Here is a 26,665-nt window from a genome sequence, read left to right as displayed (position 1 = left end):
AGTTTTGTCAATTAATGCATATACAGAACACCCTTATTAATTGCTAGGCCATATTAAAATATTAAAACATTTGAAAATAGCCTAAATTATTTATGCAATTAGATAGAGTAATTCTCGCATGGTACCGAATGACAATGGCCTGGAAAAAGTGATCCAAGCAGCGAATCGAGTTCTGGGCTGTCAGAGTGCCGCAGCAGCTCAGATCACGGTATTCGTTGCGGCGGTGTTGCTACTGGTTCAGCCAGTTGTTGCCCAGTCGGCACTCGAGGAAGCCGGCGATGTCGCCTGTGCGGGCGCGCTTGGACAGGCGATTTTCCTCGGTTTTGGGATGTTGACGCTGATTCTTATCCTAGTCGGGTTGGCCCAAGTTGCGATCGGCTTCCTTGGGACCGGTCGTGGCGGTGGTCGTCGAGGCGAGCGCAACACGGTAGTCAACGGGTTCATCACGCTCCTTGGAGGGTTGTTCCTGGGAAGTATGGGCGCAATTCTTGACTACCTGGGGATCAACATTGACGGCTGCCTCCAGGGTGGGGAAATACTGGTCATCATGCCCTTCGTCTTCTGACCGCCCGGCATGAGACTCCAGTTTCCAGTCGATCGAAGATGGTTACTGGTCGCGGTTTTAGGCGTTGTACTGCTGTGTGTTCCTTTATTTGGTGGTGTGGGTATCGGAATTGTTGACGCCCAAGAGCACGACAACAACGAGACTGAGCACGATGGATTTAGAGCTGATCCTAGCGGGGAGTCGAATGTAACGGTCGATTTTGGCGAGGAGGNAGAGCACGACAACAACGAGACTGAGCACGATGGATTTAGAGCTGATCCTAGCGGGGAGTCGAATGTAACGGTCGATTTTGGCGAGGAGGTAGCTGCCGATAGTCAGCCCAACGTCTCTGATGATGGGTTCGGTGTTAGTTCGAATGAGACTCTCACCGATGATTCAGCAGAAGAAGATGGCGAAGATGTTGAAAATGAAACACCACCCCTGACCCAGGAGGAGAGTGGAGAAATCACCCCCTCGATGGATGGAGTCGAAAATGCTAGAGATGAAGCTCTTAGCCAAGGACGGGATTTTGCTGAAGAGCAGCTCCCTGGAGCCGAAAGAGTTGGTGACATCTATGACTCAGCACAGGTCGCAGAGGACGTAATGTCTGACGGTGCCAGTGGGATGCGCCAGTCAGCAGGTGAGTGGATCCACTCTGGAGTGGTGTATGTCACCTCGGCCCTGTTGAATGAATTAATCGCTGTGATCAATGCGATTCACGCAATCGCTGTTCAGGTTCCGGCACCGGGCGAGCCAACGGATCCCTCGAGTTGGACCAACCCTGAGAGCGAGCAGTGGCAGACGGTCTTTGCGGTAATTTCGTGGCCGATCGTCATCGCGGTTATGTGGTTGATCGCGCAGTTCGGTATTTCGTTCTCGTACGAGAGCGCCGAAAAACGCCGTCGAGGATGGAAACGTGTTGCCTTTGCAGGCTTGATGGNCTTTTGCATTTGTTTGCCGAGTTAGCTGCGGAGATCTATCCCGACGGTGAGCAATTTGTAACCCCCGAAGGTGCGGTCCGATTCGGCCTTGGTGTCTTTCTTTTAGCTGGGCTGCTCGTGTTCAAAGGTATCGTTGTCGTCGCGGCACTGATCGCTGTCATCGCAATGCATTTGCTGACATACCTCTCCATATTGTTTTGGCCGCTCAGCTGGGCAGCGTGGGCGTCTCACGGACAGGCACGTGCGTACGGTAGTTTCGGATTGTATATTTTCGGGGTCCTCCTCGCACTGTCGATCATCCAGTCTCTTATCTTGCGATTCCTCGTGTACTTGCCGCTTGGCGAATCGATCGCTGGGACCGCTGGTTCGATCGTATTAATCATCTTTGGGATTGGATTTGCTCTCGTCTACCTTCCTTGGAAGCTGTTGGAGAAGGCACAAGTCGCCGCCGCACTCAAGCTTGGACGGGAGCCAACCGAGCGCGCAATGCAGCGAGCACCGGGCGAGGTGAAACGCATCACTCGGGAGTTCCACGACAGAGCCGGACAGCGGCTCCCTGTCGGTAGTTCTGGTGGTGCCACCGGCGGTGGGTCCAGCGGGAGTAGTAGTGCATCGAGCGAGGCCAGTAGCGGATCCAGGGGCAAGGGTGGGAACGGCGGATCTAGCCAGAGTGGTGACAGCACTCCCAGCAAGAGCAGTGGCGGGTCCAGCGAGCCCGCTGATGAGTCCACGCAGTATGGTGATTCCAGCCGGGAGAACCGCAAGCAGCCCATTCCGTTGCACGAGAACAGGAAATTCAGTGAAATAGAGAAAGATCGGATCGATCGAAAAGTCAACTCATAACAACACTACCACTATGGAAACCCAATCATCACCAACTGAGTCGGATACGACTGACCGAGACCCGTCGCAGCTGGCGCTTCCATATATCGATTCGTCGATCAAAGTCCGAGGGTACAAGCTCAAACACGTATTCTACGGTGCCCCCGGTGGAGTCCTATTTTTCTTTGGGATTTTCGCCTCACCGTTCACCAGTGGTTCTGGCCTCTTTTGGGTGACAGCCGCTATCGGCCTCCCCCTAGCCGTACTCGGAATGGCTGTCTCCTACAGCACGGATTACGAGGAGACCACCGGGATCGACCGTGCTCGTGCGGGCCTTCGGTCGATTGCTCTCCACTGGCAGTATCCGAAGGCTCATCTTGAGTCATCGATCGAGCCGATTCACGGTTTCAAGCGCATTTTCGCCAATGGCTTCGCCGAGATGGAGGACGGACGCTACATCGCGCTTGTGCGCGTTGATGGTCGCCATACCGAGCGGCAGTCTCGCTCGGATGCAAACGACATGGTACAGGATTTGACGTTCGCGATCCGCCGCGAGATGGAGGGGGCGTTCGATTTCTTCGTGACAACGTTCGATACCGATGTCGACGAGATCACGAACAAGTACCGTGAACAACTCCACAGCAAGCGATTCGGTGGCGACGAGTGGATCATCGCTCGTGATCTCCTCGAGGATTACATACGCTACGAAGAGACCGAAGATGAGACGTGGGATGCTCGCGAACTGCGATCGTATATCGTTGTCGAGGTTGATCCGAGGGATTTCGACGAGCGCTCTCAATCGGACAGTGGCTCGTTCTTATCGTTTGGCGGAGAGGGCGGCCCAGACGCACGCCAGCGCAAGCAGATGCGACGGCGATTGCGCGATCGGGTTGCTTCAGCGAAGGCGGTCGCGGGTTCGGTGAGCGGCTGTTCGGGTGAATTAGTTGATCCAGCCGAACACGCCCTTCTCCTTGCGAAATACTGGGCTGGTGTCGAGCATCGACAGTTCACTACTGACTCGGCATCGCAGACGACGAACCTCGCGGTATGGCCTGATATCGAATCCACTGAATCGGACGCCCATGAGTCTGAAGAGGCGAAGTTAGACAGCCATCGACCGGGAGCGGTCGACGCCCATCTCGATGAGCAGGCTCGCGCCAGTGTAGAGACAACTCTCGAAGCGGATAACGTCGATAAAGAATCTGATGAACGGATTTCTCTCGATGTAGTTGCAGGCGTCGAAGAGGTCGAGGTCGCGGGTGACGGCGGAGCGACTGGCCTCGAACCCACAGACAACGTCGTCAGGCAGCTGCTCCAATCGCCCACTGAGGCAGGACCTGCCGACGAGGTGTTCGACGACACAGAGACAGCATCGCAGACGTCCACACTCGCCCGGATTCGAGAAGGGTTGTTCCATCCCCTCTCGGATGCAGAGGCGGGGAGCGACCGTGACGTGGAGTCTTCGCCCCTTCAGGACGCTCTTTCCCCTGGGACGTTCGACGTTCACGGTGATTATGTCGAGGTCGGCGATCAGTACGCCCGCACGTACTGGCTGACGGGCTGGCGTAAGCGCCCATCGGCGAATTTCCTCAAATCGTTGCAAACGCTCGCAGGGGTTGATTTCGACTTGCGACTCCGCGCACGCCCGGTTGAGAAGGCTGATGCAATCGACCGACTCAAACCGAAGATCCAGGATATTGACGCCGATATCAGCGACAGACAGCAGGTCCACGATATCGAGTCGTCGGTGATGACCGAAGACATCCACTACTATCAGGGGATGTACAAACTGCTGAAGCAGACGACAGTCCGACCGTTCGAACTCAATGGCTATCTCACGGTTCGGGTTGGATCGAAGCGGGCGCTTGATCTCGCGGAGACACAGATCGAGCAGGGCTACGAATCCCCGGAGACGCTTCCCCTCGACGTTGCGAAACGGCGGGCGCTCGAAGAAGCCGAAGAACGCGTACTAAACGCGGTCGAAGACACGCCAGCTGAACTGACACCCATCTCATCATCGAGAGCCGACGAATTATTTAAATCGGGTGGTCCGGGCGCACGCGACCATTACAACGAATTGTCTTGGAAGGATCACTATACGATGGTCCTTGACGGGGCGCTCGGTACACTGTTTCCGTTCGCGCGTTCGACCGTTCAGGACGAAGATGGGGTCGAGTACGGCCGATCACAGCACCACGGGCGGAAGATCATCGCAAGCCAGTTTGCAAGAGGCGGGGCCGGTCACAAGCTCACGCTGGCGGACTCGGGGTCTGGGAAGACGTACCACGCGGGAAAGCAAGCGCTTCGCTGGTGGCTCGCCGAGGAGGATCGGACGGTGATCTTCTTGGATACGATGGGTGGATTTTATCAGCACACGGAGGCCGTCAACGGCAACCGAATCGTCGTCGACGGCAACACGACGATCAATCCGCTGCTAATCCAGGAAACCCCCGAGACGGTGATGGAAACGAAAGACGTTGATCCGTTCGGAATGGCCCGCGACTCAGCGGTGAGTTGGGTTCTCTCGATCGTCAAAGCCCAAGGTGGCGATCCGGATGATTTCAAACACTTGGTTAGCGAGATCGTCACGGAGACCTACCGAGAAGCCGGGATCTACCCTGGCCGGCCGGAAACGCACAGTCGGGAGAGCCCAACAATGGACGATTTCATCGAGCAGACGACGACGATGCTCGAGAACCCGACGGAGTACACCCTTTCAGGCCACACTGTCGAGGGGGAAGAGGTCAAACAGGAGGTGCGGCAGTTCCTCCGAAAACTGGTTGGGTTCAAGACGCATGGCCGGTATCAGCACTTGATCGGGCAGAGCGAGGTAACGCTCGAGGAGGGAGAGGTCAACTATCTGGACTTGCAGCAGATCGAAGCGCTCGGGACGGCAGACAAATCAACGATGCTCCAACTCCTGTTGCGCAACGTCTACGAAATGGTGAAGCGTGCCCCCGAAGAGACGATTTTCCTCATTGACGAGGCCCACTACCTCTTACACAGCGAGGAGATGCTGCCGTGGCTGCAACAGGCCGCTCGTCACTGGCGACACTACGACGCTGGATTGTGGTTCCTCTCGCACCGTCCGGACGAGTTTATCAGCGGCGATGAGGACGAAGCCGGACACAAAGATGCAATCAGAGGACAATGTACGACGACCGAGTTTTTCCGCTTGAAGGATCTTGATCGAACGGTCGCTGACACGTTCGGCCTGAACAAGAGCCAATACAATTTCGTCACTAGCGAGGCGGTGACGGGACAGGCCGATGTAGGCTATTCGACTGGAATCGTCGGCTTCAGCGATGAGGAAGAGTGGTACACGTTCGAGGTGTCTTCCGGACCGTTTGAGGACGCACTGTTGAGTTACGACCCCGACAAGCACGGTGCGTTCCAGCAGTATATCCGCTCGTATGTGAGTGATCCCGCTGCCTTTGATCGGGTTTTCACAGGATCCGACGAGGAGCGCACTCACCAGGCGGCGAACGAGAGGGAGAGCGAAGAAGTGGACAGCCAGAACCCCGACAACCGAACGGATCAGATCGACGACGAGGCAAGCACTGATCAGGCAACGGATGAGAACGAGGCCGAAGAGGCAGGTGAGGGCTCTGTCCCGCTTGAGTCGGCTCTTGCAGCAATTCAGTGGGATGGTCAGTCACCCAGCCGGATAGCCGACAGTACTCCCGGCAAGGCTGAAGCAGCCTCTAAAACAGAGAACCCGTCCGAGACGGCGACTACAGACACAGGTGACGAGGACGAGAGGGGGGACAAAGCGATCAAGAACGACTGGACAAACGAGGATGAGAGCGAGGACCTCACTACGATTACTGGAATCGGAGAATCCTATGGCAGTACGCTTCGTGAGGTCGGTATCGAAACGATAGGGGATCTTGCAGCAGCCGACCTTTCCACCCTCGAGGAGGAGGTGCCCATCGCCTCGACGCTTCTAGAGAAGTGGGTCGATGCTGCTCGCGAGCGAGCCACCACTGACTCCACTGACCAGTCAGCTTCCAGTGCTAACTCACCGAACGAAATCGTGGAGGGGGTTGATGACGACTAAGACCGCCGGCTGGACGGGGGATGTCGTTCAGCAACTCGCCAACACGGGGGTGCTCCATCCATGACTGTTTCAGCAGATGACGACCGACCGAGCCCAGGTATGACAGACACTGCTTCCGGGACAGATGTTGCAACGTCTGTGGCCGAGAGCGAACCCGCACTAGACGCTGCATCACTCGAGTGGATCGTTGCAGAAGACGAGCGAGTGACCGATGTTGCCGACCTCGACGTTCAGTGGGCTGGCTCTCCGCTGGTTCGGAGCGGCCTGCGCGCGTACGCAGTCGGGGTTCTTCTTGGTGGGCTTGCAGTCGCACTCGCAACCAACAATTTTGCTGGTTACCCAACCGGGCCGAACCTCGTTGGACTCGCGCCGACCGAGATCGGACTGATACTGACGTCGGTTGTAATCCCGCTGTGGTGGCTCGGAGCTGTTCCAGTCATCCTCGGAAGCACAGGATTTGTCGTCGGCTTGCTCCCTGTCTTTCGCTCAGTTCGGACCGAATACGTTCTCACCTCGGAGGTTCTCTACGTTCGCAGACGCGGCATCCGAACGGATGGGTTCACGAAACTCTCACTCGAGCGCGTCGTCGAGACAACGCGTCACCAATCGCTTGTTGGCCGCCTGCTCTCGTACGGCACGATCACGTTTCAGACGGTCGAACTCGAGATCCCCAAAGTGACCTGTAAAGGAATTGTCAATCCGAAAGACCTCCATTCGATCGTTCTCGCCCTCGACGCGTCGGATCACTCTCCCCTCGACCGAAAACAGGAGTATGTCCGCGTTACCCCCTCGGCAGGCCAGCGAGCGCCCTCCGAGATCGTGAACCAAATTCGTCCACTGCATAGCCTAGATCCGGCCGAGGAATCTTTCTGGCAGAAGGTCAATCCATTTGCCGGCCCTAGCCCGCTGGCGTTCGAATTTATCATCTACAGCAACGGCACGGACGCACCGATCGAGTTCTACTATTCATGTGACCAACACCTATTAACACTTTACGATCGGCTCAACTCCGTCTATTCGGATACCGTCGAGATCGAACGAGTAACCGTTGACCTCGCCGAAAAACTCGTCGCTCCGGAGGAATACAGCTACGAGGAGTTCGAAACGGCACTCGAAAAGGGAGCCCTACAGACGTCGGTCGAGGAGGTCGAAGCGATCACACGGGTTCACCGCGATCAGCCGCTCGCAGCCGACGGGGGAACCACCACCGACAGCACGGAGTCCGAAGTCGACGCCCCGCTCGGTCGGCAACTTCCCAGCGTCGACCTTGGCGCACTCAGACCGCGCGAACAGGAGGAAAGCGGCGACCCCGGCTCGCTCATGTTTGAACTCGAGACGCCCGTTGATACCGGCGAGGGCGTGCTTGCCCGCCCTCACCCGGACGAGGTCGAACCCTACAGCATCCGATGGACGGGCAGCGGCGATCCGATGACGCCGATCAAACTCTTCGACGAGGAACTCGGCGACGAAGATTTCACGAAAGAGAGCTCCCACGCGCCGCTGACGGTACTGATCGACCACTTCGCAACGACCGACCACCCCATCGTCTTCCAGGCTGCTTTCGAAGGTGAGCCGGATGCGACTCGTCGCGGGAACCAGCGTATCGAACGGATTAGAGGCGAGCGCGAGACGTGGGGGGAAAAAATCAACCGGGGTATCAACGACGCCATCTACGGCCCTGAACCCGAACAGGAGCGCCGCCGCCGGCAATCTCAGCCGATTCCCGAAGTCGACCGTGATCTCATCGAGAACCTCAAGGACGAAGATTGGGGCCATACGTTCACGGTCAACCTGCGAGCGGTGACCGTCCCACCGAACTCGGCTAGCAGCGATACGTCCGAACTCAAACAGTCGCTCCGAACCATCAGCACGGTGTTCGACCCACTCGAGGGCGAGTTCTATTCGATCGAGAGCGAGAACCTGTACGACAAGGGGTTAGTTGCCCGCCGCAGCCAGACGTACTCGCGGCGCTGTTTCAACCGGCTTCTCGATCGCAAGATCGTCACAGGCAAGCGACTTGGCCGCTCGACGCCCGACCTCCATCTCGATCCGAACGAACTCTGTAACATGATCATCGTGCCGAGTACCGAGCATCTTACCGACGAGGCCACCAAGGAAACCCACGCGAATCCCGAAAGCCGGACCACACTCCCCGGCCTGGACGCCGCCCAGCGCCGCCAGTACACCACGGGGATGGCACTTGGCGAGGACCCCATCAGTTCCGTTGATGGCCCGCTTCGATTGCCGCAGGATCAACAGACGCGCCACTGGCTCGTCTGTGGGACCACCGGGAGCGGGAAAAGCCAGGTCATCAATCGAATGCTTCTCTCGCTCACCGAGACAACACCGGGACCGAACATACTCTTCGAGCCGAAAGGTGACGGGATGTGTACCAACTACCTCATGGGTCACTACAAGCGGCATGGCTCACTCGATAATGTCTACTACTTCCGTGAACCCGAGACGCTGCCCGCCGTCTCGTTTTTTGACCTCCGACCCGCGCTTGACGCCGGACACGATCGCGAGACAGCGGTCAAAGAGAAAGCCGACCACTTCCACGCACTGATGCGGATGATTATGGGATCTGACCAGCACGAGCAGGCGTTCGTCGCCAATGAGATCCTGACGTTCCTCATCCACGCACTGTTCGATCCTGTTCACGGCGACGACGTGTTCGGGCTGGACGATCTGGTCGAGGCTGCAACACGGATGCAGCGGAATCGAGAGCTCCCGGACGTCTCGGGAATCAATGATGATATCCACGAATCGTTAGCCAGCCAGTTCGCCAAAGAAGATCACCAGTTCCACACGACGATGGGAGCCGTGCTCAACCGGCTCAACCGCCTGAAAGAGGATCGCCATCTGCACTGGATGCTGCGACATAAGCCCGGACGGGATGCGGCTGGCGACAGTCTCTACGGCTTCCACGATCAGGACGTCCATTTCGATTTCCGCGATATCCTTGAGGAAGACGTGACGATCCTGTTCGATCTCGGGGACCTCACGCTCGACGCTCAACGCGGGTTGACGACGATCCTGTTGAGTAACCTGTGGCACGCGATTCAGCACCGACGGCGGGCGTCGTCGGACCACGTGGTGAACGTGATTCTCGAGGAGGCGGCGCCGTTCATCGCGACGGAGTTAGTCGCCGATCAACTCCTTCCACAGGGTCGGTCAGTGGGGTTGAGCCTGGGATTCGTGATGCAGTATCCGGAACAGGTCAAAAGCTGGGACAACGGCAACGGAGCGTACAAAGAGTTGCTGACAGAGGGGCATACGAAAATGGTCGGGGACATCTCAATTACGGATCGGTTCGCGAAAACGTTCACCCACGACGATCTGTCCGTTGAGGATGTTCGGAACCGGAACAATCGGATCGCGTCGGGCGAGTGGTTCACGAAGCTCGCGAGCCCCCAGTTCGGCGAGGAGCGACCAGCGCCACTGACGTTACACTCGCTACCGATCATCAGCGGCCATCCAGAGAGTGATGATCCACTGTCGGAGGCCGAGCAGGAACGCTTCGAAGAGGAGATCCTGCCGGAGACCATCGAACGGACTGATGAGGAGTACGGCTTAGACGTTCCAACGCACGAGGATACGCTCGAGTGGTCGCAATGGGGCGATTCCGGGGCCGAACGCAGTGTTGGGTCGCCGCCAGCACCAGATGCGGGGTCAGGATCGAGATCAGAATCGACACCGGAGGCAAGCCCACAGTCGGAGACAGAGCAAGCGGGGACACCGGGACTCGATGCAGAGCCGGGTTCCGAGCCAGACACGCCGGCAGCTTTGTCGACGGCCGAAGACGCAGGTGATGAGACGGACGACCCTCCCGAACAGGCAACGTTCGAGGCGATCGAAGACGGCGACGATGCCGACTCGAGAGAGGATACCGAGAGCGACGGCGAGTCACTGGATGAGGCAGCGGGGAGTTCGTTCTTCGGCGGCAACGAGGAGGGGACAGATATCAGCCCGATCGACGACGAGACGCTTCGAGCACGGGGCCTCTCTCGCGATGACGCAACGTTCCTGAAACGCGTTCTGGATGCGATGAACCGGGAGTTAGATGATTACTCTCTGTTAACTGGGATGAACGAGCTCAAAGAGGGGCTTGATGGGCTCGACCCCCCTGTCTTGATCGAACAGAACCTCCTCGAGAAATCGAAAGTAGACCGGCGACCGTATTACACAGTGCTTCCGGAGGGTCGGGAACTGCTGGGCCAGACGATCACTGCTGAAGCCGGCGTCGGCGATCTCGGAGAGAAGACACCCCATAAGGTCGGTGTAGAACTGCTGTTTCAGTGGCTGAGTGAGCAAGAAGACGTCGAGCGCGCTGAGCGGTATTACCAGCAGGATCCCGAAGCGATATTCGACGTCGCTGGATTCGATGCTGAGGGCGATCTCATATGGGTTGGGGAGGTCGAAATGGCGTCGAACAATCCTCAGGCGATCGTCTCTGATTATGACAAGATGGCGGCTGTTGAGGTGGATGTGGTCTGGGTATTCCCGACTCTAAGCGAGGCTCGAGACACAATCGAACTTCTTGTTGACGAAGGGCGAGTACCTAAACCAGTGACCGGTCGTGCAGCTCGTGAACTCTCCCGTATGCAAGAGTCGGTCGCCGAGCTTGATGCAGAGGGAATGACGACTGTCCAAACGTTCAGAAAATTGAACCGGGAAGTGAAAGAATAATGCCCCCTGACTTACCCCTGAGTCTTATTGCGGGGCCGATCTCTATCTCGAGTTGGACGCCGAGTTCAAGACGTGAAGACGGCATCCTAATCAGTGTTGGTGCGCTCCTGGCGTTGATCGTCGCGATCAACGTTCCCCACTTCGCAAGAACAAGACCATGACCTGGAGAGAAGCGACCCGAGACGAGATTTTCGCCTACTATGACCAGGAGTTCCCCGAGTACACGGATCAGCTTCCAGGGTTTATCACAGCAACTGGGCCGAAAGAGTTCGGCCTCAGTTTTCGGGATCGCCACCCGATCTGCAAAGACGACCGCCCCGATCGAGACTTTATCCGACGGGCAACGTGGCGGACGGACTCGACTGGCGAGCGGATAGCACAACATTTCGACGGGTTCGAGGACGTCCGCTCGTTCATTCAAGCTCCTGCACACAACGATCCGTACAGGGACAGCGAGTACGCCCTCGCCGATCCCGACCTTCTCGTGAAATCCGATCCCGTGTCAGAAGGCGTCTACTACGGGTTGGATAACTGGGAGCGCCCCTGGGTGATCGCTGTCGATATCGACGCGAAAGACATCGCCATAGCACGGGCCGACCGAGAACTCGAGGAAGCGGAAATCGACGCCCATCACGACGATCGCTCCCACACCGAAATCCTGCTCACAGAATCGGGCATCCAAGTGGCCGATCCCGCTGGCTATCCCTACGCGTTCGAGGACCTCGAGCGTACCATCGAGTACGGATTTGAAACGCGCGATATCTTCGAAACTGAGTTCGACGCCGACGAAACGATGGTCGTCTACTCCGGGCAGGGCGTCCACGTCTATCTGCTCAATGACGACTCCGAACACGACTACGATGAACAGAGTCGCGAAGTGCTCAATGATTTCCTGATCGATCGTTACGGGATTCCGATTGATCCCGTTGTGACTGCCGACCGAAGCCGGCTGCTCCGGGTCCCCTACTCGCTGCACGCGGAGGTGTGTCGAGTCGTTCAACCGATCGACAGCCCCGCGTTCGATCCACAGACGGACGCCCGACCGCAGTTCCTCGAGTGATCAGAATGGTTGACCCACGTAACTCCGAACGAGACGCCTACCTGGTCGCTGCCGTTCCAACCGAGTACACAACGAGCGAGATCGTCCAGCTGTTCGCCCGTGGCTACGATCGTTACCTCGTCGATGGCGAACCCGATCCCGAGACGGTGCTTTCGGACGCCGAGCGGTTCGTGACCGGTGCGTTTGAACCGGCCCAACGCGAACGAACCCTCGAGCGATCGTTCGTCGATCGGCCCGCGACACTCGTTTTGGTTGCGACCGTTGGGACGATCTGCGTCATGGAGCACTCCCGTTTCGAAAACACGCCTATTCGACGGAACCAAGTCATCCACCATATCCGCGAACTGTTCGCGAACAACCTCCTCTCACTCATCCGCGAGTACGATGATCCCACGCTCTATCAAGACATTGCGGAAGTTCTCTACGGGAAACCGCCGAGCGAAGACGGGCCACATCCGGGACGGGTCTGTACTGACGTCACGACTATGCCCGAGTTCGATACCGACGAATTCGAGGAGGACACCCTCTATATCGAGATTCCGATGGCAGCCGCCTCACGGGCCTGCCTTACCCGAACAACCGACGAAGCAATCAGTGCCGAGGAAACGGGCGAGATCCGGACACAGCTCGCGAACAACAGCCTCTACATCCCGATCAAAGATTTCGAGGGGGACTACCAGGAGTACGCCGAAACTGGGTTTGCCCGCTTGCGCTCGGCCCAAGAAGACGAACTGGGCGAGGACGAACGCAGTTGGCTCACAGCCAATGAAACAGCGATCAGCGACCGGATCGAACGAGCCATTCGCGGCGGCCACTACGACAAGCTCTGGCAAAACTGGAACCAGGGACAGCGTCTAGTGCGGCTCCTTCAATCTGCTATTAGTGCGAGTCCGAACACCCAGATTGGCGAGTTTCACACCTCGAGAGAACTCTACGACGCTCTCGAAGCGTACGACCCCGAGACCAACGGCGAGGAAGCACAACTCCGGCAGCTCTCAAACCACCGGAGTGTCGCGAAAACCATGGCGAACAACGAGTCCCACCAATCTATTACGATCGACCGGAGTGGCCGAGTCAACACCTACCAGATCGCTCACTCGAGTAGCGGAGCACGCCCGGTCGAAGTCGATGACCTCGAAGACCTGTTTGAACTGCCGTGTCTGGCTGCCCTGGATGAACGCCTGCACGAAGAGAAACCAGTTCGGAAAGATCTCTTCAACATCGTCCGGATGGTGATGTGGCTCCCCCAGTATCAGGACGCATCTCTCGAGGAAACCATCGATGATCTCCAGGATCTCTTTAGCCGGTGGCCGTGGCATGATCCCGAGATCACCGAGTACCAGATCAAATATGAAGCCCGTCGTGGAGAGCGTGGGATTGGTCCCGAAGGCACAACACCGCTCCCGATGAACTGCGATAACGACGACATGCAACGGTACTGTATCGGACAGGACCAATGCCCCTACACGATCTACGGCAGCCTCCCGTTTCCCGACGATATGTACGATCAGCTAGGNATGCAACGGTACTGTATCGGACAGGACCAATGCCCCTACACGATCTACGGCAGCCTCCCGTTTCCCGACGATATGTACGATCAGCTAGGTGGAAACGAGGACTGGTTTTGAGATCGGCAGTCTAATTCATTCGACTGTAGATCTCGTCTCCAATTTGTGACCCTTCAATGGTATATGCGACTTTCTATGAGATAATAATTAACACACTAAAAAGAGAATCAAAATCCAATTCCTGAATCAGATTTCTCTACTACTCTCCCAGATATTCTATGTTTGAGCTGATATCTCCACTCCGGCTCAAAGATACAACTATATAATTTGGTACTATATTATTACGAACCATTTAAAAATATATAATCTCGTGAATCGTTTTTTGAGGCTTGAAACCGCTATGAAGTCCCTTCTCAGCTAATTTTCTAAATACATCCCCTCAACCTCCATATTAAATTGATTTGTATCTAATGTGGAATAATTGGGAGCGGAATGAGAAATTCAATTTGAACCTCTAAGAGCAACGATAGCAGCACTTTGAGAAAGACACTGGCTCGTGAATCATTTTTCTCTCTCGTGAATCGTTTTGAAACGCCCTCAGAAAACGCCCACGCCCCTCTAATCTATTCTGTATCCGTTAAGTCAGCTTTGCACAAAGGAGAATCGTCCAAAGGAATGGGCCTTTATGCAGAAACAGAAGTGTGCGCGACGGGGTGCGAACAGCGGACGGTGGGAGAGGTGGAGGAAGAGGATGTGTCAGTACGCGTAAGACAGAATAGGATGGGAGTGAGGAGAGGCGGGTGATCAGAAAGGGGCTGAGATGAGGGGGGAGAAGGTGGGCAAAGAGAGGGGTAAACAGGGTGGTGGTCAACTGGGAGAACAGGATGATCAGGGCGGGGGGNGGGCTGAGATGAGGGGGGAGAAGGTGGGCAAAGAGAGGGGTAAACAGGGTGGTGGTCAACTGGGAGAACAGGATGATCAGGGCGGGGGGTGAGAGGGGGGTGGAGAGTGGCATTATACTGGAGAAGAGGCAGAGTGAGGAGGACGACAGAAACGGGGGGTGTTAGCGGTGGATGTGTCAGATCGCATAGGGTGAAAAGGGGAGGAGTAGAGTGGGAGAGTAGGGGTGGCACAGCGGGTGAGAGAGCGGACGGATGACGGGCTCGAGGGGGACAGGGTGAAGGGTAGGCTCGAGAAACAGGCTGGAGGCGTAGGCTCGAGGAAAGCGCTTCGAGGCGGGGGCTGGTGAGGTCGCAGGCTTCGGGTTGTACACTCGCACGGTGGTGTTGTTCGTTCCCCGAGACGGGGGAGAGGAATCATGAGTTGGAGCGACCGACACAAGTCCGACGACACAGCTGAGGAGAACGAGCAAGAGGGGGCACTGGGTGAGGAGTTCGACGAGTGGGTTCGGAACGGAGATGAACTCGGACCAAGAGGTCAGACGAAGTCAACCACAGACGACAGTGTAGGAGGGCAGGAGCCACGACAACGGGATGTGGCAGACGAGCCACTGCAGATGACGCAGTGTCCCCGCTGTGACAGTCGGGAGTTCGTCTCAAAGAAACTCGTCTACGAAGAGTTCCACTACAACGAAGGCGGTGATCTCGAGCATCATCAGAATCGGGTTCGCGCAGAGTTCGAGTACACGTGTCTTGGGTGCAAGAAACGGTTCCACGAACTGCCCCAAGGCGCCCGAGGGTACTACTCGGAGGTCGAAGTCCTCAAGCAGGACCTACGGCGGGCGATCCGGGTGCAAGTACGGGCGTGGCTCGGCTCGGTGAGTGATTTCGCTCGCCGCCCCTTTAGAAACTGACTCGAGGAAAGCAATTCGACTGCAAGGTCCTGTCTCTACCGATGACCATGATCAGTCCATCCTCAGAGAGTACAGAGACGTGTGAGAACTGTGGCAGTGGGGACGTTCGGACTGTCGCGTGTCCAATTGCTCGTGGAGAGGAAGCTCCGGTCGCGTACCAGTGCCAGCGCTGCGGATACATGCCCTAGGAGTCGGTGGGTAGGGGTAGACCCACTCGAGACAAGAGATCATCCATGAGCGACAGAAACGAGACGTGGTGCAGCGGTAGGAACGGACCATCCTTTCAGGCATCAGTGATGAGAATCCCGACCGGAAGGACGACGCAAAGATCAACGATCGATGCGAAGCGATGACAGCGGACGGTGAGCGGTGTAAAAACGCCGTCAGCTGCATGACTGACAGGCCATTTTGCAGACCACACTCAGACCGTGTCGACTAAGACTGTGGTATCTGGTGACTTGGTCACATCCGAGGTTGTAGAGCGTTACGACGAGACCGAGGCGTAACGCAGAGGCGAGATCGGTGCCTTCGAGACGAGACAGGACGCCCCGCACAGCACCACCCACCCACGAACCCCCACCCACCTCCAGGGTCCGGGCTGCTCGCTCCCTCCGGAGTCGGTCGCTGCGCTGCCGGGCTTTCCCCAACGTTCCAGATCGGTTCTGTTCGGATCCTTGTTCATCTCACTCGACGACAGGCGTTGCCCCCGATCAGCGGGGACAGGGTTAACGAGAGGGGGCCGTGGACGATAGCGAGGTACGTTCGTGGGAAAATCACCGGGACGTCAGATCTGGACTGATCGTGATCACGGAGGAGTGAATGTGGAACGAGGGATGTGGGGACGACGACGTCGGCACGACAGCAAGCCGGACTCCACTCTAGACGTGGGAGGACCAAGCAGAGCAACAGGAGCAAGTGGAGTATACACATTCCCCGAAAGCCCTCGGCCGCTCGGCATCCCGCGACCACCGCTGTGCGCCTCACTGCGTTCGGTGCTTACGGGGTCGGGGACGACCGAGACGGCCTCGCCTTTTGAAGTCCACCAGGAGAGCTGAAGCCGAGGAAGCGTTGGACCTTGCAGTGTTGAACGCAAGACAGCGGCAGCATCGAAATTGTGACATTCAATTTTCCACCAGTACCGACGCTCTATCGGTAGATTCTGAGATCAGACGATTCGATTTCAGCCGACTTGCTTGGTGATCAAAACGTCAGTTTCACAAGATACCACGTGAAGTGTGAGATGGACGATGGCGATGCCTCTCTCGAATACGTCCAGAGAAGGAGAGCAGGCGGCGAGCCCTAACTCGCCGCCTGCGCGAGGTTATGTACGATGCACTTCCGTGTGAGCTCCCGGAATTGGCCGTGCCAACTCCGGGAGCGAAGTTCATCGCCATCGTCTTTCAGCATCGCAAACACTGTCTCGCTCATTGACCGCTGATTGTAGATATCGTCGTCAATTCTGGCATTGTGTGCCTTCTTGAGTGCGTTTTGCTCACAGTGTTTAATCACTGGTCGCGTTGACGCCTCACCGCAGGCTTCCCGGAGATCGCTCCACGAGTACATCTTGTCGGCCAGCAATGCCTGCAGGTCTTCGGCGTTGCGCCGAAAGACCTGCAGCCCAATATGGCCGTCATAAGCTTTCTTTGTCGTGAAATGAGCATCCATGATGGCAAGTGACTCCGTATCGACGAGCAGCGTCGTTTTCATGGCATTGAACGAGTAGCCGACACGATTTCGATAGTGTGAGCTTGCCTGATCTCGCTGGAAGCCGCTAGCGTCAATCGACGCAGTCCCCGAGAGCCCCGCCTGCTCCGCTGACCGGCGGAGCAGGCGGCGCAACTCTTGCATCGGAAATTCATCGTCCCACACGCTGAAAGACGTGAAATCAGGAGATTTCTTAAGGCCAAACACGTCAAGGATTCCTGGCATCTCGTTCAGATAGTCCTCAAACTGTCGGAGCGGTTTGTTGACCTCCTCTTTGAGCAGGAGGAGTGCGATTTTCGTTGACGTATCGTACCCGTCGTCGCCGTCGGCGACGACGGGTACATCCAGTTCATCTACGTGGTCCGTGACGAACTCGTGAAACGTCTGTGCAAGGTTCCTGAGACGACCCATATCGCCAGACGGCGTCCAAATCCCCTGAAGTCAGCGATAAAACCCGCAGAGGGAAGGGCCATTCAACGGAGCATTGGACCTCGAGGAACACGTCGTCGCGACGTCGGTGGAGTGACTCCTCCCACATTTCAGGCGTGATCCTCAATCCAAAGTACCAAACACTCCAAACAGCTATGTTCCAACAGTCCCAACACTAGTGTATGTCGAGTGGCACCATAGATATCGACGAATTCGAGAACGCTGACGCCGACGAATTCGAAGAACGGAATGACACCGAGCGGATCGTGCTGTTCCTCGATGAGCACGATGACCGTGCGTGGAAGGCGGCGACGATCGCCGAGCGACTGGACCTTGATACGGACGCTGTCAATGCAATCCTCTCGCGATTGAAGGGACGCGGTCTTCTCCGTCACAAGCGCCCGTACTGGGCGATCACGGACGACGAGGAACGACTCCAATCTGCCTACCGGCTACACCGACACCACGAGGCTGCTGACGAACAGTACGGTGAGGAGCGTCTCGAAGAGCTTCAGACCGACGGGATGGAGCAAGTCCAGTGACTGCATTCGAGGAACTGGAACGCGGCGACATCGTCTGGGGGATTGATCCGCTCTCGGAGAAAGTCGTCCCTTGCTCGTTCTAGGAACTCCTCGATTCCCGAACCACGGGATACAACTCATTACGGTCCTGCTTTCCACAAAGACCTACCACGAGGAGGCACTCACACTCCGAGAGGACGACTACCAGGGCGACCCACTCGGGGAACGTAGTCACGTCCTCCCGTGGTCGCTCGTGACCCTCAACAGTGCTGCAGACATAGAATGACTCTATGAAAATCCTGCTTTGAAGCCCCTGTGCGTGAATCAGGACAACAGGGGTTGGCAGAGACCGAATGAGATGGAGTGCAACAAGCACGCTAGAATGACCGGTCCTAGCCCGTGGAAGGAAGAAGAACACTGTGCCACAGAGCACGTATAGGTGCCTTTCCGATTCACGCGCTATCAGCCCCAACGGAGGCGTTCAATGTACCTTGGAATCGACACCCACAAACGGTATTCGCAGGTTGCCGTCGTTGACGGCGACGGCAACCTGCAAGACGAGATTCGCTTGCCAAACGACCGTCTTGCCGAACTCGCCGAACAGTATTCTGGTGGTGAAGCTGCTATTGAAGCGTCGGGCAATTATCGCCCGATCTACGAGATGCTCGACGAGCATCTCGACGTTACCCTTGTGAATCCTTCTAAGAACCGGATCATCGCCGACGCGACGGTCAAGACCGATCGCGTCGACGCTAAGCGACTTGCTCAGATGCTTCGTGCAGATATGCTCGCTGAAAGTTACGTTCCACCGGACGAGATCCGCACACTGCGGGATCTCGTCCGGACACGCAAGTCTCTCGTCGAATCACGGACTGCCGAGAAAAACCGCGTCAGAGCAGTCCTCACGCGTACGGACAACACGTACGATAGCGAGCTATTCGGTCCAACTGGGCGAGAGTTCCTCGCGGAACTCTCGCTTAGTCATCCCGATCGGACAATCATTGAGGCACACCTCTCGGTGATCGACGCCTACGACGAACAGATCGAGGCAGTTGAAGAGAAGATCGAACAAGAGGTTCTGGAATCGCCAGCAGCCCAGCGGCTGCTGTCGATTCCGGGAGTTGGACAGTATACTGCCGCTGTTATCGTTGCTGAAGTCGGTGAGGTCGATCGCTTCGACAACGATAAGCAACTCGTGAGCTATGCCGGACTTGATCCAATGGTTCACCAGTCTGGCGACAAGGAAATACGCGGCAGCATCAGTAAAGAGGGCTCAGCGCCGTTGCGCTGGGCCCTCGTTCAGTGTGCAAACATCGCAGTACGGTGTGATGACTACTTCGGGAACTTCTATACTCGGCTAAAACAACGGAAGAACCACCAGGTAGCGATTGTTGCAACAGCTCGGAAAATGCTTGTCTCAATCTTCTACATGCTCACACGAAAGGAAATGTACGATCCACCGGGGGTGAGCGCCTGAGAGGCGGCCAGCATCTCAGGCGCGACCTGCTCGCGCTCTCAACAGCAACGGCACCGCAAACAAGAAGTCCCCCGCCTGCCGGGTGTTTCACTTCTCGAAGTCACTGCTTTCCAGCGGTTCTCACCTCTTGTTCGGGTGAGCGTAGCGCCCACCCGAACAACTATCACCGATCAAGTGGAAAATTCGCTTGCAGGATTTTCATAGGTTTCATCTCACATCGCTCGTCGACGACCGCACCGAGGATGTGGTGAGCCAGTTGACCGACTACATTTCATCGTGAACGGACTTTCAAGTTGTCAATAGAGACCCGGGAGCACAGGGCTCCTTACAGTCAGATTCGCCGAGAGATAACTCGAGATCAGCCCGATTGAACTCCAAATCACGTACAAATTCCAGCTTACACAAGCTGCAGACAATTCCAGCGGGGGAGGATTTCGACGATGCAGTCCACTTGTACTTGACTTTCGAGGAACGATTTAACTCGGAGCAACTCGAAACGTCCGTCGAAGAGCTTGGCTGGCGATTAGTTGGTTTTGGCTCTCGGGTTGTCGCTAGCCAGGTTCATTCGCCCTCGAGGTCATGTGCGTCGAGCTCGCCGGCGAGATACTGTTTCCCTTCACGGGTGATATTGTAGACACCGTTCCCGAAATGAACGAGGAGACCGTAGGTGACGAGTGTTTTACAGCGGGCGTTGATGTGCTGTCGAGAGAAGCGGACGCGGTCCCTGTCAGCCATTTCTTTCGGGGTATCAGGGCCCTCTTCAGCAAGATGCTCCAGAATGCGATCATCGGCGCGTGACATCCAGTCGGCGTCAAAGCGCATAATTATCTCTGGTTGCGCCGACGCTATCTCAAACGCGTTAAGTAAACTAAAGAAGCTATAAGCAACTATAGTTGACTCCCAACCTTTTAACCACCACCCATCCTAAGCGTTAGACGTTACAATGGATCGCTCATCAACGACCGGGCCTGGGGAATCGGCTGACCTCTTGGTCGACATCATCGAGACGCTCGAAGCGTGTGGGGNCGTTACAATGGATCGCTCATCAACGACCGGGCCTGGGGAATCGGCTGACCTCTTGGTCGACATCATCGAGACGCTCGAAGCGTGTGGGGTGGGTCAAGATGAGTACCAGATGTACGACTCCATCGATGTCGAGGCGCTCGAGCAGCTTTTGAACTCGTCCACCGAGGCCGCAGAAGTACAGTTCACAGTGGAGGGCGTTCGGCTTGCGGTGACACCGGAGAGCGTCGACGTCCTGATCGACGAGGAGTCCATTCCACCGAACCCGTAGCCGGTAACGCGGTCGACATCCGAGACACTCCCTGAAAGCCCTCGGCCGCTCGGTATCCCGCGACCGCCGCTGCGCTCCTCGTGCCTGCGGTGCTTGCGGGGTCGGGGGACGACCGAGACGGCCTCGCCCTTTCTGAGTCCACCAGGATGGCGGCTGTGTTGCCAAGCAACGTGACCGGCTGGACAGGTGGTTCGTACCGGCACTCCCCGCGCGCCGCGTGCCGCCCTCCGCGTCGCTCGCGACCGACCATTCCGGGCATGCGGGCGCTCTCCGCACCGCTCGCGCCCGTTCCGGGCTAAAGTGTATGTGCCCTCGACGCCAGCGCTTCACCCGTTCGGGTCCTGTGGACCTCGGCAAAGCCGACCGCGACGGACGTGGTTGCGTCGCGGCGAACGGGGAATGCGCTGGCCGCTCGCTCCGGGCGGGTCGGCGCGCGGTGCTGGCTGGGTCCCCTCCTAAGGCGCGCTCTCGCTCGCGCCCAGGGGGCGCTCGCGAAGGCGCAAGCGAGAGCGCGCAGACGAGTCTGTCGGGCGGTGACGTCAGTTGAAAACCGCGATGTAGTGGCATCGCGGTGTCGGGCGCGTGAGCGCCTTCAGGATCGGTGAGATCCAATGTCTAGTACAAACTCAAGCAGCAAGGAGGTTTCGGTCGATGAACAGGCGGATGAACAGAAGGGCGGACGAGCGGTCGATGAGGACGGGTTCGAGGTCGTCGATGAGACGCCGGAGTTCGAGGCATCGGTCGATCAGGAGGTGCACACGAAGGTCGAGACCGAGCACCCGGAGACGGTGGTCGGACGGGAGGAGAACGAGTACGGCCACCTGCCGTTGGCTCAGGAAGAGGAAATCCGGGCTCGGGAGGAAGAGCTCGAGCGGATCAGTGCGAAAGCAGCGTTCGGCCAGCAGGACGGGCGTGAGGAGCGCACCCGTGAAGTGGTCGTCGAGCAACGCCGTGTGCGGCGGGTCGAGCGGGTTGACCCCCGATCGGAGTTGGAGCAAGCGGAGGTTGCAGAGGTCAACACGCAGGCGATGCGGATCACGGAGAGCGTGCGCGGGGGACCAAGTCGGGCAGCGGTGAGCCGTGGGCTGGCCGAGAAGATCGAGAAGGGGAAGTCGATGATCGACGCGACCCTCGAGCAGATGGATGAAGTCAAGGCTGAGGCGGGGACGATCGTGGACATCGCGGATGTCCCCGAGGTGGAGACGGGCGAAGTGGACGTGGAAGGTGAGATCATCGAACTGTGGGAGCCCTCAACGCCCTCGATCCAACAGGTCGGGCTGATCGCAGACGACACGGAGAAAATCAAGTTCACGGTCTGGAAGAACTCCTACCAGACGAAGGTGAGCGAGGGAGAGACCGTCCGGTTGCGGAACGTAAAGAAAAACTGGCACAACGAGTGCTGTAATCTGGCCGTGACCGGCTGGAGCCGGATCGAGTTCCCTAAGCGCGGGCAGTGGTGGAACCGGTAATAGCTGAGCAGCCACTCTTTTTATGTGTATGACCACACGCTCGCTTCGCTCGCGCCCTCCCCAGCCGCCTCGCTTCGCTCCCTTCGGTCGCGTCGCTCGTCCCTCGCGCGTTCTGCGCGCGCCACCGCTTCCGCTCGGAGACAGCACCAGCGCTCCGCACAGTGACCACCATACGTAGGACCACCGAAATAAAAATCGTTTCCACGTGTGCTATCACACACTACTGTTTCGGTCATCGAGGAACTTTCGCGTTAATACAGCGACCTCCGAGCGGAATTTTTCCATATTGGTGGCACTGTCACCGTGATGTAGCTGTTTGTGCTCTTCGCGGACGATATCTTCGAGGACGGGCTCGTATAGTGTCTCGAACACCGCGGGCTGTCCACGATCTTCGAGTTTTGCTGCGAGTTTCTCGAATCGCTGCTCAGTCGCGTATTTTGCTGCTAGTTCCTTGGCCGAGCCGTCGATCGGGACCGTCTCATCGAGCTCACGAAAGTCGGGATGCAGCAGCTTCGCACGCTGGTCTCGTTTGTTCCGGATAATGACGCCTTCGGCAGGACCGTCATACCATTTTGACTGTGGGACAGTGTACGAATTAGGATTGAAATCCCGTGCACGACGTTCCCGTTCGAAGACGTTTACCGGCTGGATGCCCAGCTGCTCAAAAATCTGCTCAACAGCGTCTGGTGGTCGGAACGACTGTGTCTCGACAGACCAGACATCGAAGCCGAGAAATGGGGGTGTGNGCTGCTCAAAAATCTGCTCAACAGCGTCTGGTGGTCGGAACGACTGTGTCTCGACAGACCAGACATCGAAGCCGAGAAATGGGGGTGTGCATTCCCAGTCGTACTCGATCGTGTGGTGGTGCATTGCTTCACCGAAGAAGACAACGTTCTCCACATCATCGACAACGTTCTGGAGCACAGTACGATCAAGGTTCTCGCGGATATGCCGGACAGCGTGTTGATATGGCTCGGGAACGGCAGCAGGGTCGTTGTAGACACGATTCCGATCACCGAACCGAAGGAGTCCCGACTGTTGGAGCTGGAAGCGAAAATTCGCACCGTCAACCTTTTCGAGAAGCCACAAATGTCCCTCGTGGAAGAGCTGATCAGGTGCGTTCCCGACTCGTGGGATTGACGGAAATTTATCCATAGCTAGATTGAATGTTCGCCGATGACTACGCGGGTGCTGCAGGCTCATTCATCTGGCATGCTGAGGCCATCTTTGAGATCCTCTAAATCGCGTTCGAGCCGTTCGACGTGCGTTTCGAGATCATCAACGCTCATCAACGCTAAGCGGAGGAACCCCTTGTCACGATCCGGCATGAGCGGCAAGCGACTCTCCGCCTCGGTCTGCTGGGACCGCTTGCGGACCAATTCTTCACGCGTTGCACGGAGTTCCCGACGGAGTAGTTCTGCGTCGTCCATGGATAGTTCCACGCTACCAGAGACGCAGCCCGCTACGGCCCTGGGGGCAAGTCGCGCGAACCGCTTACTGGGAGCGTGCCCTTCCGACCAACGGCATCCACTGCATACGTCTCTCTTATCAGCGATTAGTATAAATGCTTTCTGCAGGTGTGTCTGGGTACACCATGGAGGGGATGGTTTTCCTCTGACAATTTGAATAATTGGCATTGCCATGACGTGCCCTGGGTGTGGCTCGAAGATCACGCTGAAGATTGGACCAGAACCGCCGACATAGACCTCGCTCGATACAGCCGTCTTCGATGTAGAGGCAGACGAGCAGATTGAGGTGCATCGGCAATACTGGACATCCGGATGGCGTGAGGAGCGTCATATCCGTATCGAGAAGATTGAAACAACTTCTGGTAATGATGAGGTAATTGAACGACTGACGTCCACCGACCAAATCGTGATGGGAAGGAAGAGAGATTGAGAAGATTAGGACACCTGAGGATGTGCTCGCCGAGGTTCGACGCCAGTGACGGCTGGAATCTAACGCGTCGAACACGTCGTCATGGTATGTGCCACGTTCAATGGGCGGCACATTCTGTCAACGCTACAGGAAAACCGTGAGAGGAGTACTGCGTTCTCGCTGTGAACGAATTCGCAGGTGAGACACGTTGTTGCTGTTCTCCGACTTATTGTTGCTAAGCATGATCATTTTTCTGCACATGCTTCTAATCGGCCCCGAAGCCGTTCAAGGACCTCCCAGACCAGCGTCGTTGGCGTCTCCGCCTCGAATGTGACCGCTTCATACGAATATGGTTCGGTACTGTTCTCGCGCTCCTGGTAATGTGTCCACCCGTCGACGTGTGGATTTGGTTCACGATGCCACCCGCAGTCGAACCCAGTCGAATCGCTGTAATGAAATGTGAACTGCGGGTGATCCCCTGGATACCACGTGATCCGGAGTGTTGCGTCGTCGACGAGACATCCCCATCGTTCAGGGGCAAGCTCGGCGCGAATTTCTGTAAACGTACTCGGTGGATACCCGCGAGCTCTCGTAACAATTGGATGCTGGCTAAGTTCGCCGAGGAGATCACGAAGGATACGGTGTCGATCACTCGATCCATGCCCTCCATCAGTCACGAGCCGCATCGATTAGCTCGACGCCACTGATGGCTGACCAGTGTACTCGTTGTAGCGTTCGAGCGCTTCTGTAAGCAGTGAGAGCCGGTAGGTGTAATGTTCCCAGTCGCTTGCAACTTGGAGCAGGTCTCGTGTGTCGCTCGCCGAGACGTCGGCGTCAGTAGCCTTCTCTCGAAGCGCACGGGGCGACTCGACGTCGTATTCGGCCTCGAGTGCTTCGAGCTCTTCTTTGATATCTGCAGCAAACTCGGCAAGGTCGGCATTCGAATGCTCGTTGACGAGTTCTCGGAGCTCACGAAATCGAACATAGGCAGGGTCTGGGGTATATGTCGTTACGCCTCCAGCATCGTTCGTGACGAGCATCCCGATATCGACGAGCCGAACGAGATGATCTCGGGCAGTCGTTTCTGCGACTCTCGCGTGCTCAGCAATCCAGACTGCTGTTTGAGGTTCACTTACCGTCATCGCGGTTGAGCGTACTCGGTCGAATGCGCTCGCGTTCTCCTTCCACGTCCGGACCCAGTTGGAGTCGCTCATGGATCACTGTACGTGGTATACACCAATAGTTCTATCGCCGCACCAAATTATCAAATTTCACTGCTGAGAATGTCCTCTCCGTCTCTCTCCCCCTTGAAAGATCGCCGGATGTGGAAAGGAACAACTGAGTGAGATTGTGAAAGCCCCTGGCACGCTCGATGCCTGCATCTCGCTGCGCTCCTCACCAGTTGCGGTGCTTGCGTCGGTGAGATTTCTCGAACGTCTCAGTCCCTTTCGATCCCCACCCACATGGGCTGATCGACTGGTCATTGTCATCGGTTGGATACGCTCGAGTGGCGGCTCGCCCCGCTCGCTTTCCTTTTGTGTGTCCGACCACACGCTTGCTTCGCTCGCGTCCTCCCCAGCCTCCTCGCTTCGGTCCCTACGGTCACGTTGCTCATCCCTTGCGTGCTTTGCGCGCTACTGTGAGCCATTCATTGCGCGTCACTAGTGATGCAACTCGGAGACCCTCGTTGGAGCCATCCAGTCGGACAGCACCCACAGCAGCGAAGACGGTAGATAGGACCACTTGAGGTGATACCGCTAAGTTCGAAGCTCACACCTGTGGCGTTGTTCGACCCCCAGAGGGGTAGAGAGATAGAGATAACAGTGACAGACAGCCAATCAGAGACGATTGTTGTTGAGTTGCCTTGTTTTGCCGCCGATTGACGACAACTTCAGACGCTCTCGCAGGAAGCTTCCGTCACATTCACCCTGAAATGGACGCCGTCTGGNATCGCTCAGACGGCTCGCACAGATGTGTCGGGATCTTGCCAAACAGCACGTTGACGATCCGGACGTACCCGCCGCGCCGGACGGCGCGGGCGGGTACGCCAAATGGGTACAGATCGCGTTGATTCTATACCGTGTCGAACTGGAGAAGAGTCTCCGTGAAACTGAAGACTATCTCAACGAGATGCCCGGAGTTCTCGCCGTGTTCGGACTTAACGAGGCACCGCACTACAGCTCGCTGTGCCGGTGGGAGCAAGAGTATCGGATGNGAAGCCGCAATTGACGCGAGTGGCTTCCAGCGCGATCAAACCAGCTACCACTACCGCGACCGCGCGAACTACTCGTTCCAGTCGCTGAAGACGACGATCTTGATCGACGTGAACTCACTAGCGATCAAGGACGTTCACTACACGACGCAGAAGGCGTGGGACGGCCACATTGGGATGCAGGTCTTCCGCCGGAACGCGGAAGACCTGCGTGTACTGTCCGCTGATGCGAATTACTCGTGGA

General features: G+C 57.0%; 17 protein-coding genes and 2 pseudogenes (1 of these 19 running past the window's edge). 13 read left to right on the top strand and 6 right to left on the bottom strand.

Going from position 1 to position 26,665, the window contains the following annotated elements; translation table 11 throughout:
• Positions 1-118 precede the first annotated feature (118 nt).
• The 7 genes from C492_RS07590 to C492_RS07560 all read left to right on the top strand — a co-directional run bounded on the left by C492_RS07590 (position 119) and on the right by C492_RS07560 (position 15,437).
• Entirely contained in the window at positions 119-565 is a 447-nt protein-coding gene (locus tag C492_RS07590; RefSeq protein ID WP_008422025.1) for a hypothetical protein, read from the top strand.
• Positions 566-1,494: 929 nt separating this feature from the next.
• Entirely contained in the window at positions 1,495-2,328 is an 834-nt protein-coding gene (locus C492_RS07585; RefSeq protein WP_152424822.1) for a hypothetical protein, read from the top strand.
• A 250-nt stretch (positions 2,329-2,578) separates the two neighbouring features.
• Positions 2,579-6,367, top strand: a complete 3,789-nt coding sequence (locus C492_RS07580) for a helix-hairpin-helix domain-containing protein (RefSeq protein WP_152424821.1) — start codon at positions 2,579-2,581, stop codon at positions 6,365-6,367.
• Positions 6,368-6,466: 99 nt separating this feature from the next.
• The gene (locus tag C492_RS07575; RefSeq protein WP_008422020.1) at positions 6,467-11,056 is read left to right on the top strand and encodes an FtsK/SpoIIIE domain-containing protein; all 4,590 of its coding nucleotides are present in this window, start codon (positions 6,467-6,469) and stop codon (positions 11,054-11,056) included.
• A gap of 157 nt (positions 11,057-11,213) precedes the next feature.
• On the top strand, positions 11,214-12,116 hold the full coding sequence (locus C492_RS07570) for a bifunctional DNA primase/polymerase (protein ID WP_008422018.1): 903 nt from the start codon (positions 11,214-11,216) through the stop codon (positions 12,114-12,116).
• A gap of 5 nt (positions 12,117-12,121) precedes the next feature.
• Entirely contained in the window at positions 12,122-13,744 is a 1,623-nt protein-coding gene (locus C492_RS07565) for a primase-associated protein (protein ID WP_008422016.1), read from the top strand.
• Between the two features lie 1,198 nt (positions 13,745-14,942).
• Positions 14,943-15,437, top strand: a complete 495-nt coding sequence (locus C492_RS07560) for a hypothetical protein (RefSeq protein WP_008422013.1) — start codon at positions 14,943-14,945, stop codon at positions 15,435-15,437.
• A 1,299-nt stretch (positions 15,438-16,736) separates the two neighbouring features.
• Here C492_RS07560 and C492_RS07555 read toward each other — a convergent pair.
• Positions 16,737-17,552, bottom strand: coding sequence for an IS5 family transposase (locus C492_RS07555; protein WP_008422011.1), 816 nt, complete (start codon positions 17,550-17,552; stop codon positions 16,737-16,739).
• Positions 17,553-17,752: 200 nt separating this feature from the next.
• Here C492_RS07555 and C492_RS07550 point away from each other — a divergent pair, with 200 nt between their 5' ends.
• From C492_RS07550 to C492_RS07545, 3 genes and pseudogenes are all read left to right on the top strand, one after another.
• Complete coding sequence (locus C492_RS07550; protein ID WP_008422009.1) at positions 17,753-18,112, top strand: MarR family transcriptional regulator; 360 nt, start codon at positions 17,753-17,755, stop codon at positions 18,110-18,112.
• Positions 18,109-18,374: pseudogene (locus C492_RS25800) on the top strand (PemK-like protein); the annotation flags it as partial. The gene C492_RS07550 and the pseudogene C492_RS25800, both read left to right, overlap by 4 nt.
• Before the next feature lie 201 nt (positions 18,375-18,575).
• Complete coding sequence (locus C492_RS07545; protein ID WP_008422008.1) at positions 18,576-19,568, top strand: IS110 family RNA-guided transposase; 993 nt, start codon at positions 18,576-18,578, stop codon at positions 19,566-19,568.
• Between the two features lie 561 nt (positions 19,569-20,129).
• Here the strand turns inward: C492_RS07545 and C492_RS25170 are convergent.
• Entirely contained in the window at positions 20,130-20,390 is a 261-nt protein-coding gene (locus tag C492_RS25170) for a helix-turn-helix domain-containing protein (RefSeq protein ID WP_008422006.1), read from the bottom strand.
• 121 nt (positions 20,391-20,511) lie between these two features.
• On the opposite strand from C492_RS25170, the gene C492_RS07535 reads away from it, so the two are divergent.
• Positions 20,512-20,862: a HalOD1 output domain-containing protein gene (locus C492_RS07535; RefSeq protein WP_008422004.1), complete on the top strand. Its 351-nt coding sequence runs from the start codon at positions 20,512-20,514 to the stop codon at positions 20,860-20,862.
• 626 nt (positions 20,863-21,488) lie between these two features.
• Here the strand turns inward: C492_RS07535 and C492_RS25525 are convergent.
• On the bottom strand, positions 21,489-21,620 hold the full coding sequence (locus C492_RS25525; RefSeq protein ID WP_275040327.1) for a hypothetical protein: 132 nt from the start codon (positions 21,618-21,620) through the stop codon (positions 21,489-21,491).
• Here C492_RS25525 and C492_RS07530 point away from each other — a divergent pair.
• Positions 21,615-22,331, top strand: a complete 717-nt coding sequence (locus C492_RS07530; protein WP_239643402.1) for a DNA-binding protein — start codon at positions 21,615-21,617, stop codon at positions 22,329-22,331. The genes C492_RS25525 and C492_RS07530 overlap by 6 nt on opposite strands.
• Before the next feature lie 213 nt (positions 22,332-22,544).
• Here C492_RS07530 and C492_RS07525 read toward each other — a convergent pair whose 3' ends face one another.
• From C492_RS07525 to C492_RS23490, 3 genes are all read right to left on the bottom strand, one after another.
• A complete protein-coding gene (locus C492_RS07525) occupies positions 22,545-23,486 on the bottom strand; it encodes an RNA ligase family protein (protein WP_049892824.1) in 942 nt (313 codons plus the stop codon).
• Between the two features lie 44 nt (positions 23,487-23,530).
• Positions 23,531-23,761, bottom strand: coding sequence for a hypothetical protein (locus C492_RS07520; protein WP_008421996.1), 231 nt, complete (start codon positions 23,759-23,761; stop codon positions 23,531-23,533).
• A gap of 1,137 nt (positions 23,762-24,898) precedes the next feature.
• Positions 24,899-25,423 carry a DUF7342 family protein gene (locus tag C492_RS23490; RefSeq protein WP_152424820.1) on the bottom strand — a complete coding sequence of 175 codons (525 nt, stop codon included), beginning with the start codon at positions 25,421-25,423 and terminating at the stop codon, positions 24,899-24,901.
• Between the two features lie 730 nt (positions 25,424-26,153).
• Here C492_RS23490 and C492_RS07510 point away from each other — a divergent pair.
• Positions 26,154-26,665 (top strand): annotated as a pseudogene (locus C492_RS07510) (IS5/IS1182 family transposase) (it continues 189 nt past the right edge of the window).

This window comes from Natronococcus jeotgali DSM 18795 (assembly GCF_000337695.1).
In the GTDB taxonomy this organism is placed as follows: domain Archaea; phylum Halobacteriota; class Halobacteria; order Halobacteriales; family Natrialbaceae; genus Natronococcus; species Natronococcus jeotgali.
This window is presented reverse-complemented; position numbering and strand designations above follow the sequence as displayed.

Excerpts from the sequence above, each read along its gene's own strand:
- C492_RS07590 (WP_008422025.1), top strand. The coding sequence starts at position 119 with ATGGTACCGAATGACAATGGCCTGGAAAAAGTGATCCAAGCAGCGAAT.
- C492_RS07580 (WP_152424821.1), top strand. The coding sequence starts at position 2,579 with ATGGCTGTCTCCTACAGCACGGATTACGAGGAGACCACCGGGATCGAC.
- C492_RS07575 (WP_008422020.1), top strand. The coding sequence starts at position 6,467 with ATGACAGACACTGCTTCCGGGACAGATGTTGCAACGTCTGTGGCCGAG.
- C492_RS07570 (WP_008422018.1), top strand. The coding sequence starts at position 11,214 with ATGACCTGGAGAGAAGCGACCCGAGACGAGATTTTCGCCTACTATGAC.
- C492_RS07560 (WP_008422013.1), top strand. The coding sequence starts at position 14,943 with ATGAGTTGGAGCGACCGACACAAGTCCGACGACACAGCTGAGGAGAAC.
- C492_RS07555 (WP_008422011.1), bottom strand. The coding sequence starts at position 17,552 with ATGGGTCGTCTCAGGAACCTTGCACAGACGTTTCACGAGTTCGTCACG.
- C492_RS07550 (WP_008422009.1), top strand. The coding sequence starts at position 17,753 with ATGTCGAGTGGCACCATAGATATCGACGAATTCGAGAACGCTGACGCC.
- C492_RS07545 (WP_008422008.1), top strand. The coding sequence starts at position 18,576 with ATGTACCTTGGAATCGACACCCACAAACGGTATTCGCAGGTTGCCGTC.
- C492_RS25170 (WP_008422006.1), bottom strand. The coding sequence starts at position 20,390 with ATGCGCTTTGACGCCGACTGGATGTCACGCGCCGATGATCGCATTCTG.
- C492_RS07520 (WP_008421996.1), bottom strand. The coding sequence starts at position 23,761 with ATGGACGACGCAGAACTACTCCGTCGGGAACTCCGTGCAACGCGTGAA.
- C492_RS23490 (WP_152424820.1), bottom strand. The coding sequence starts at position 25,423 with ATGAGCGACTCCAACTGGGTCCGGACGTGGAAGGAGAACGCGAGCGCA.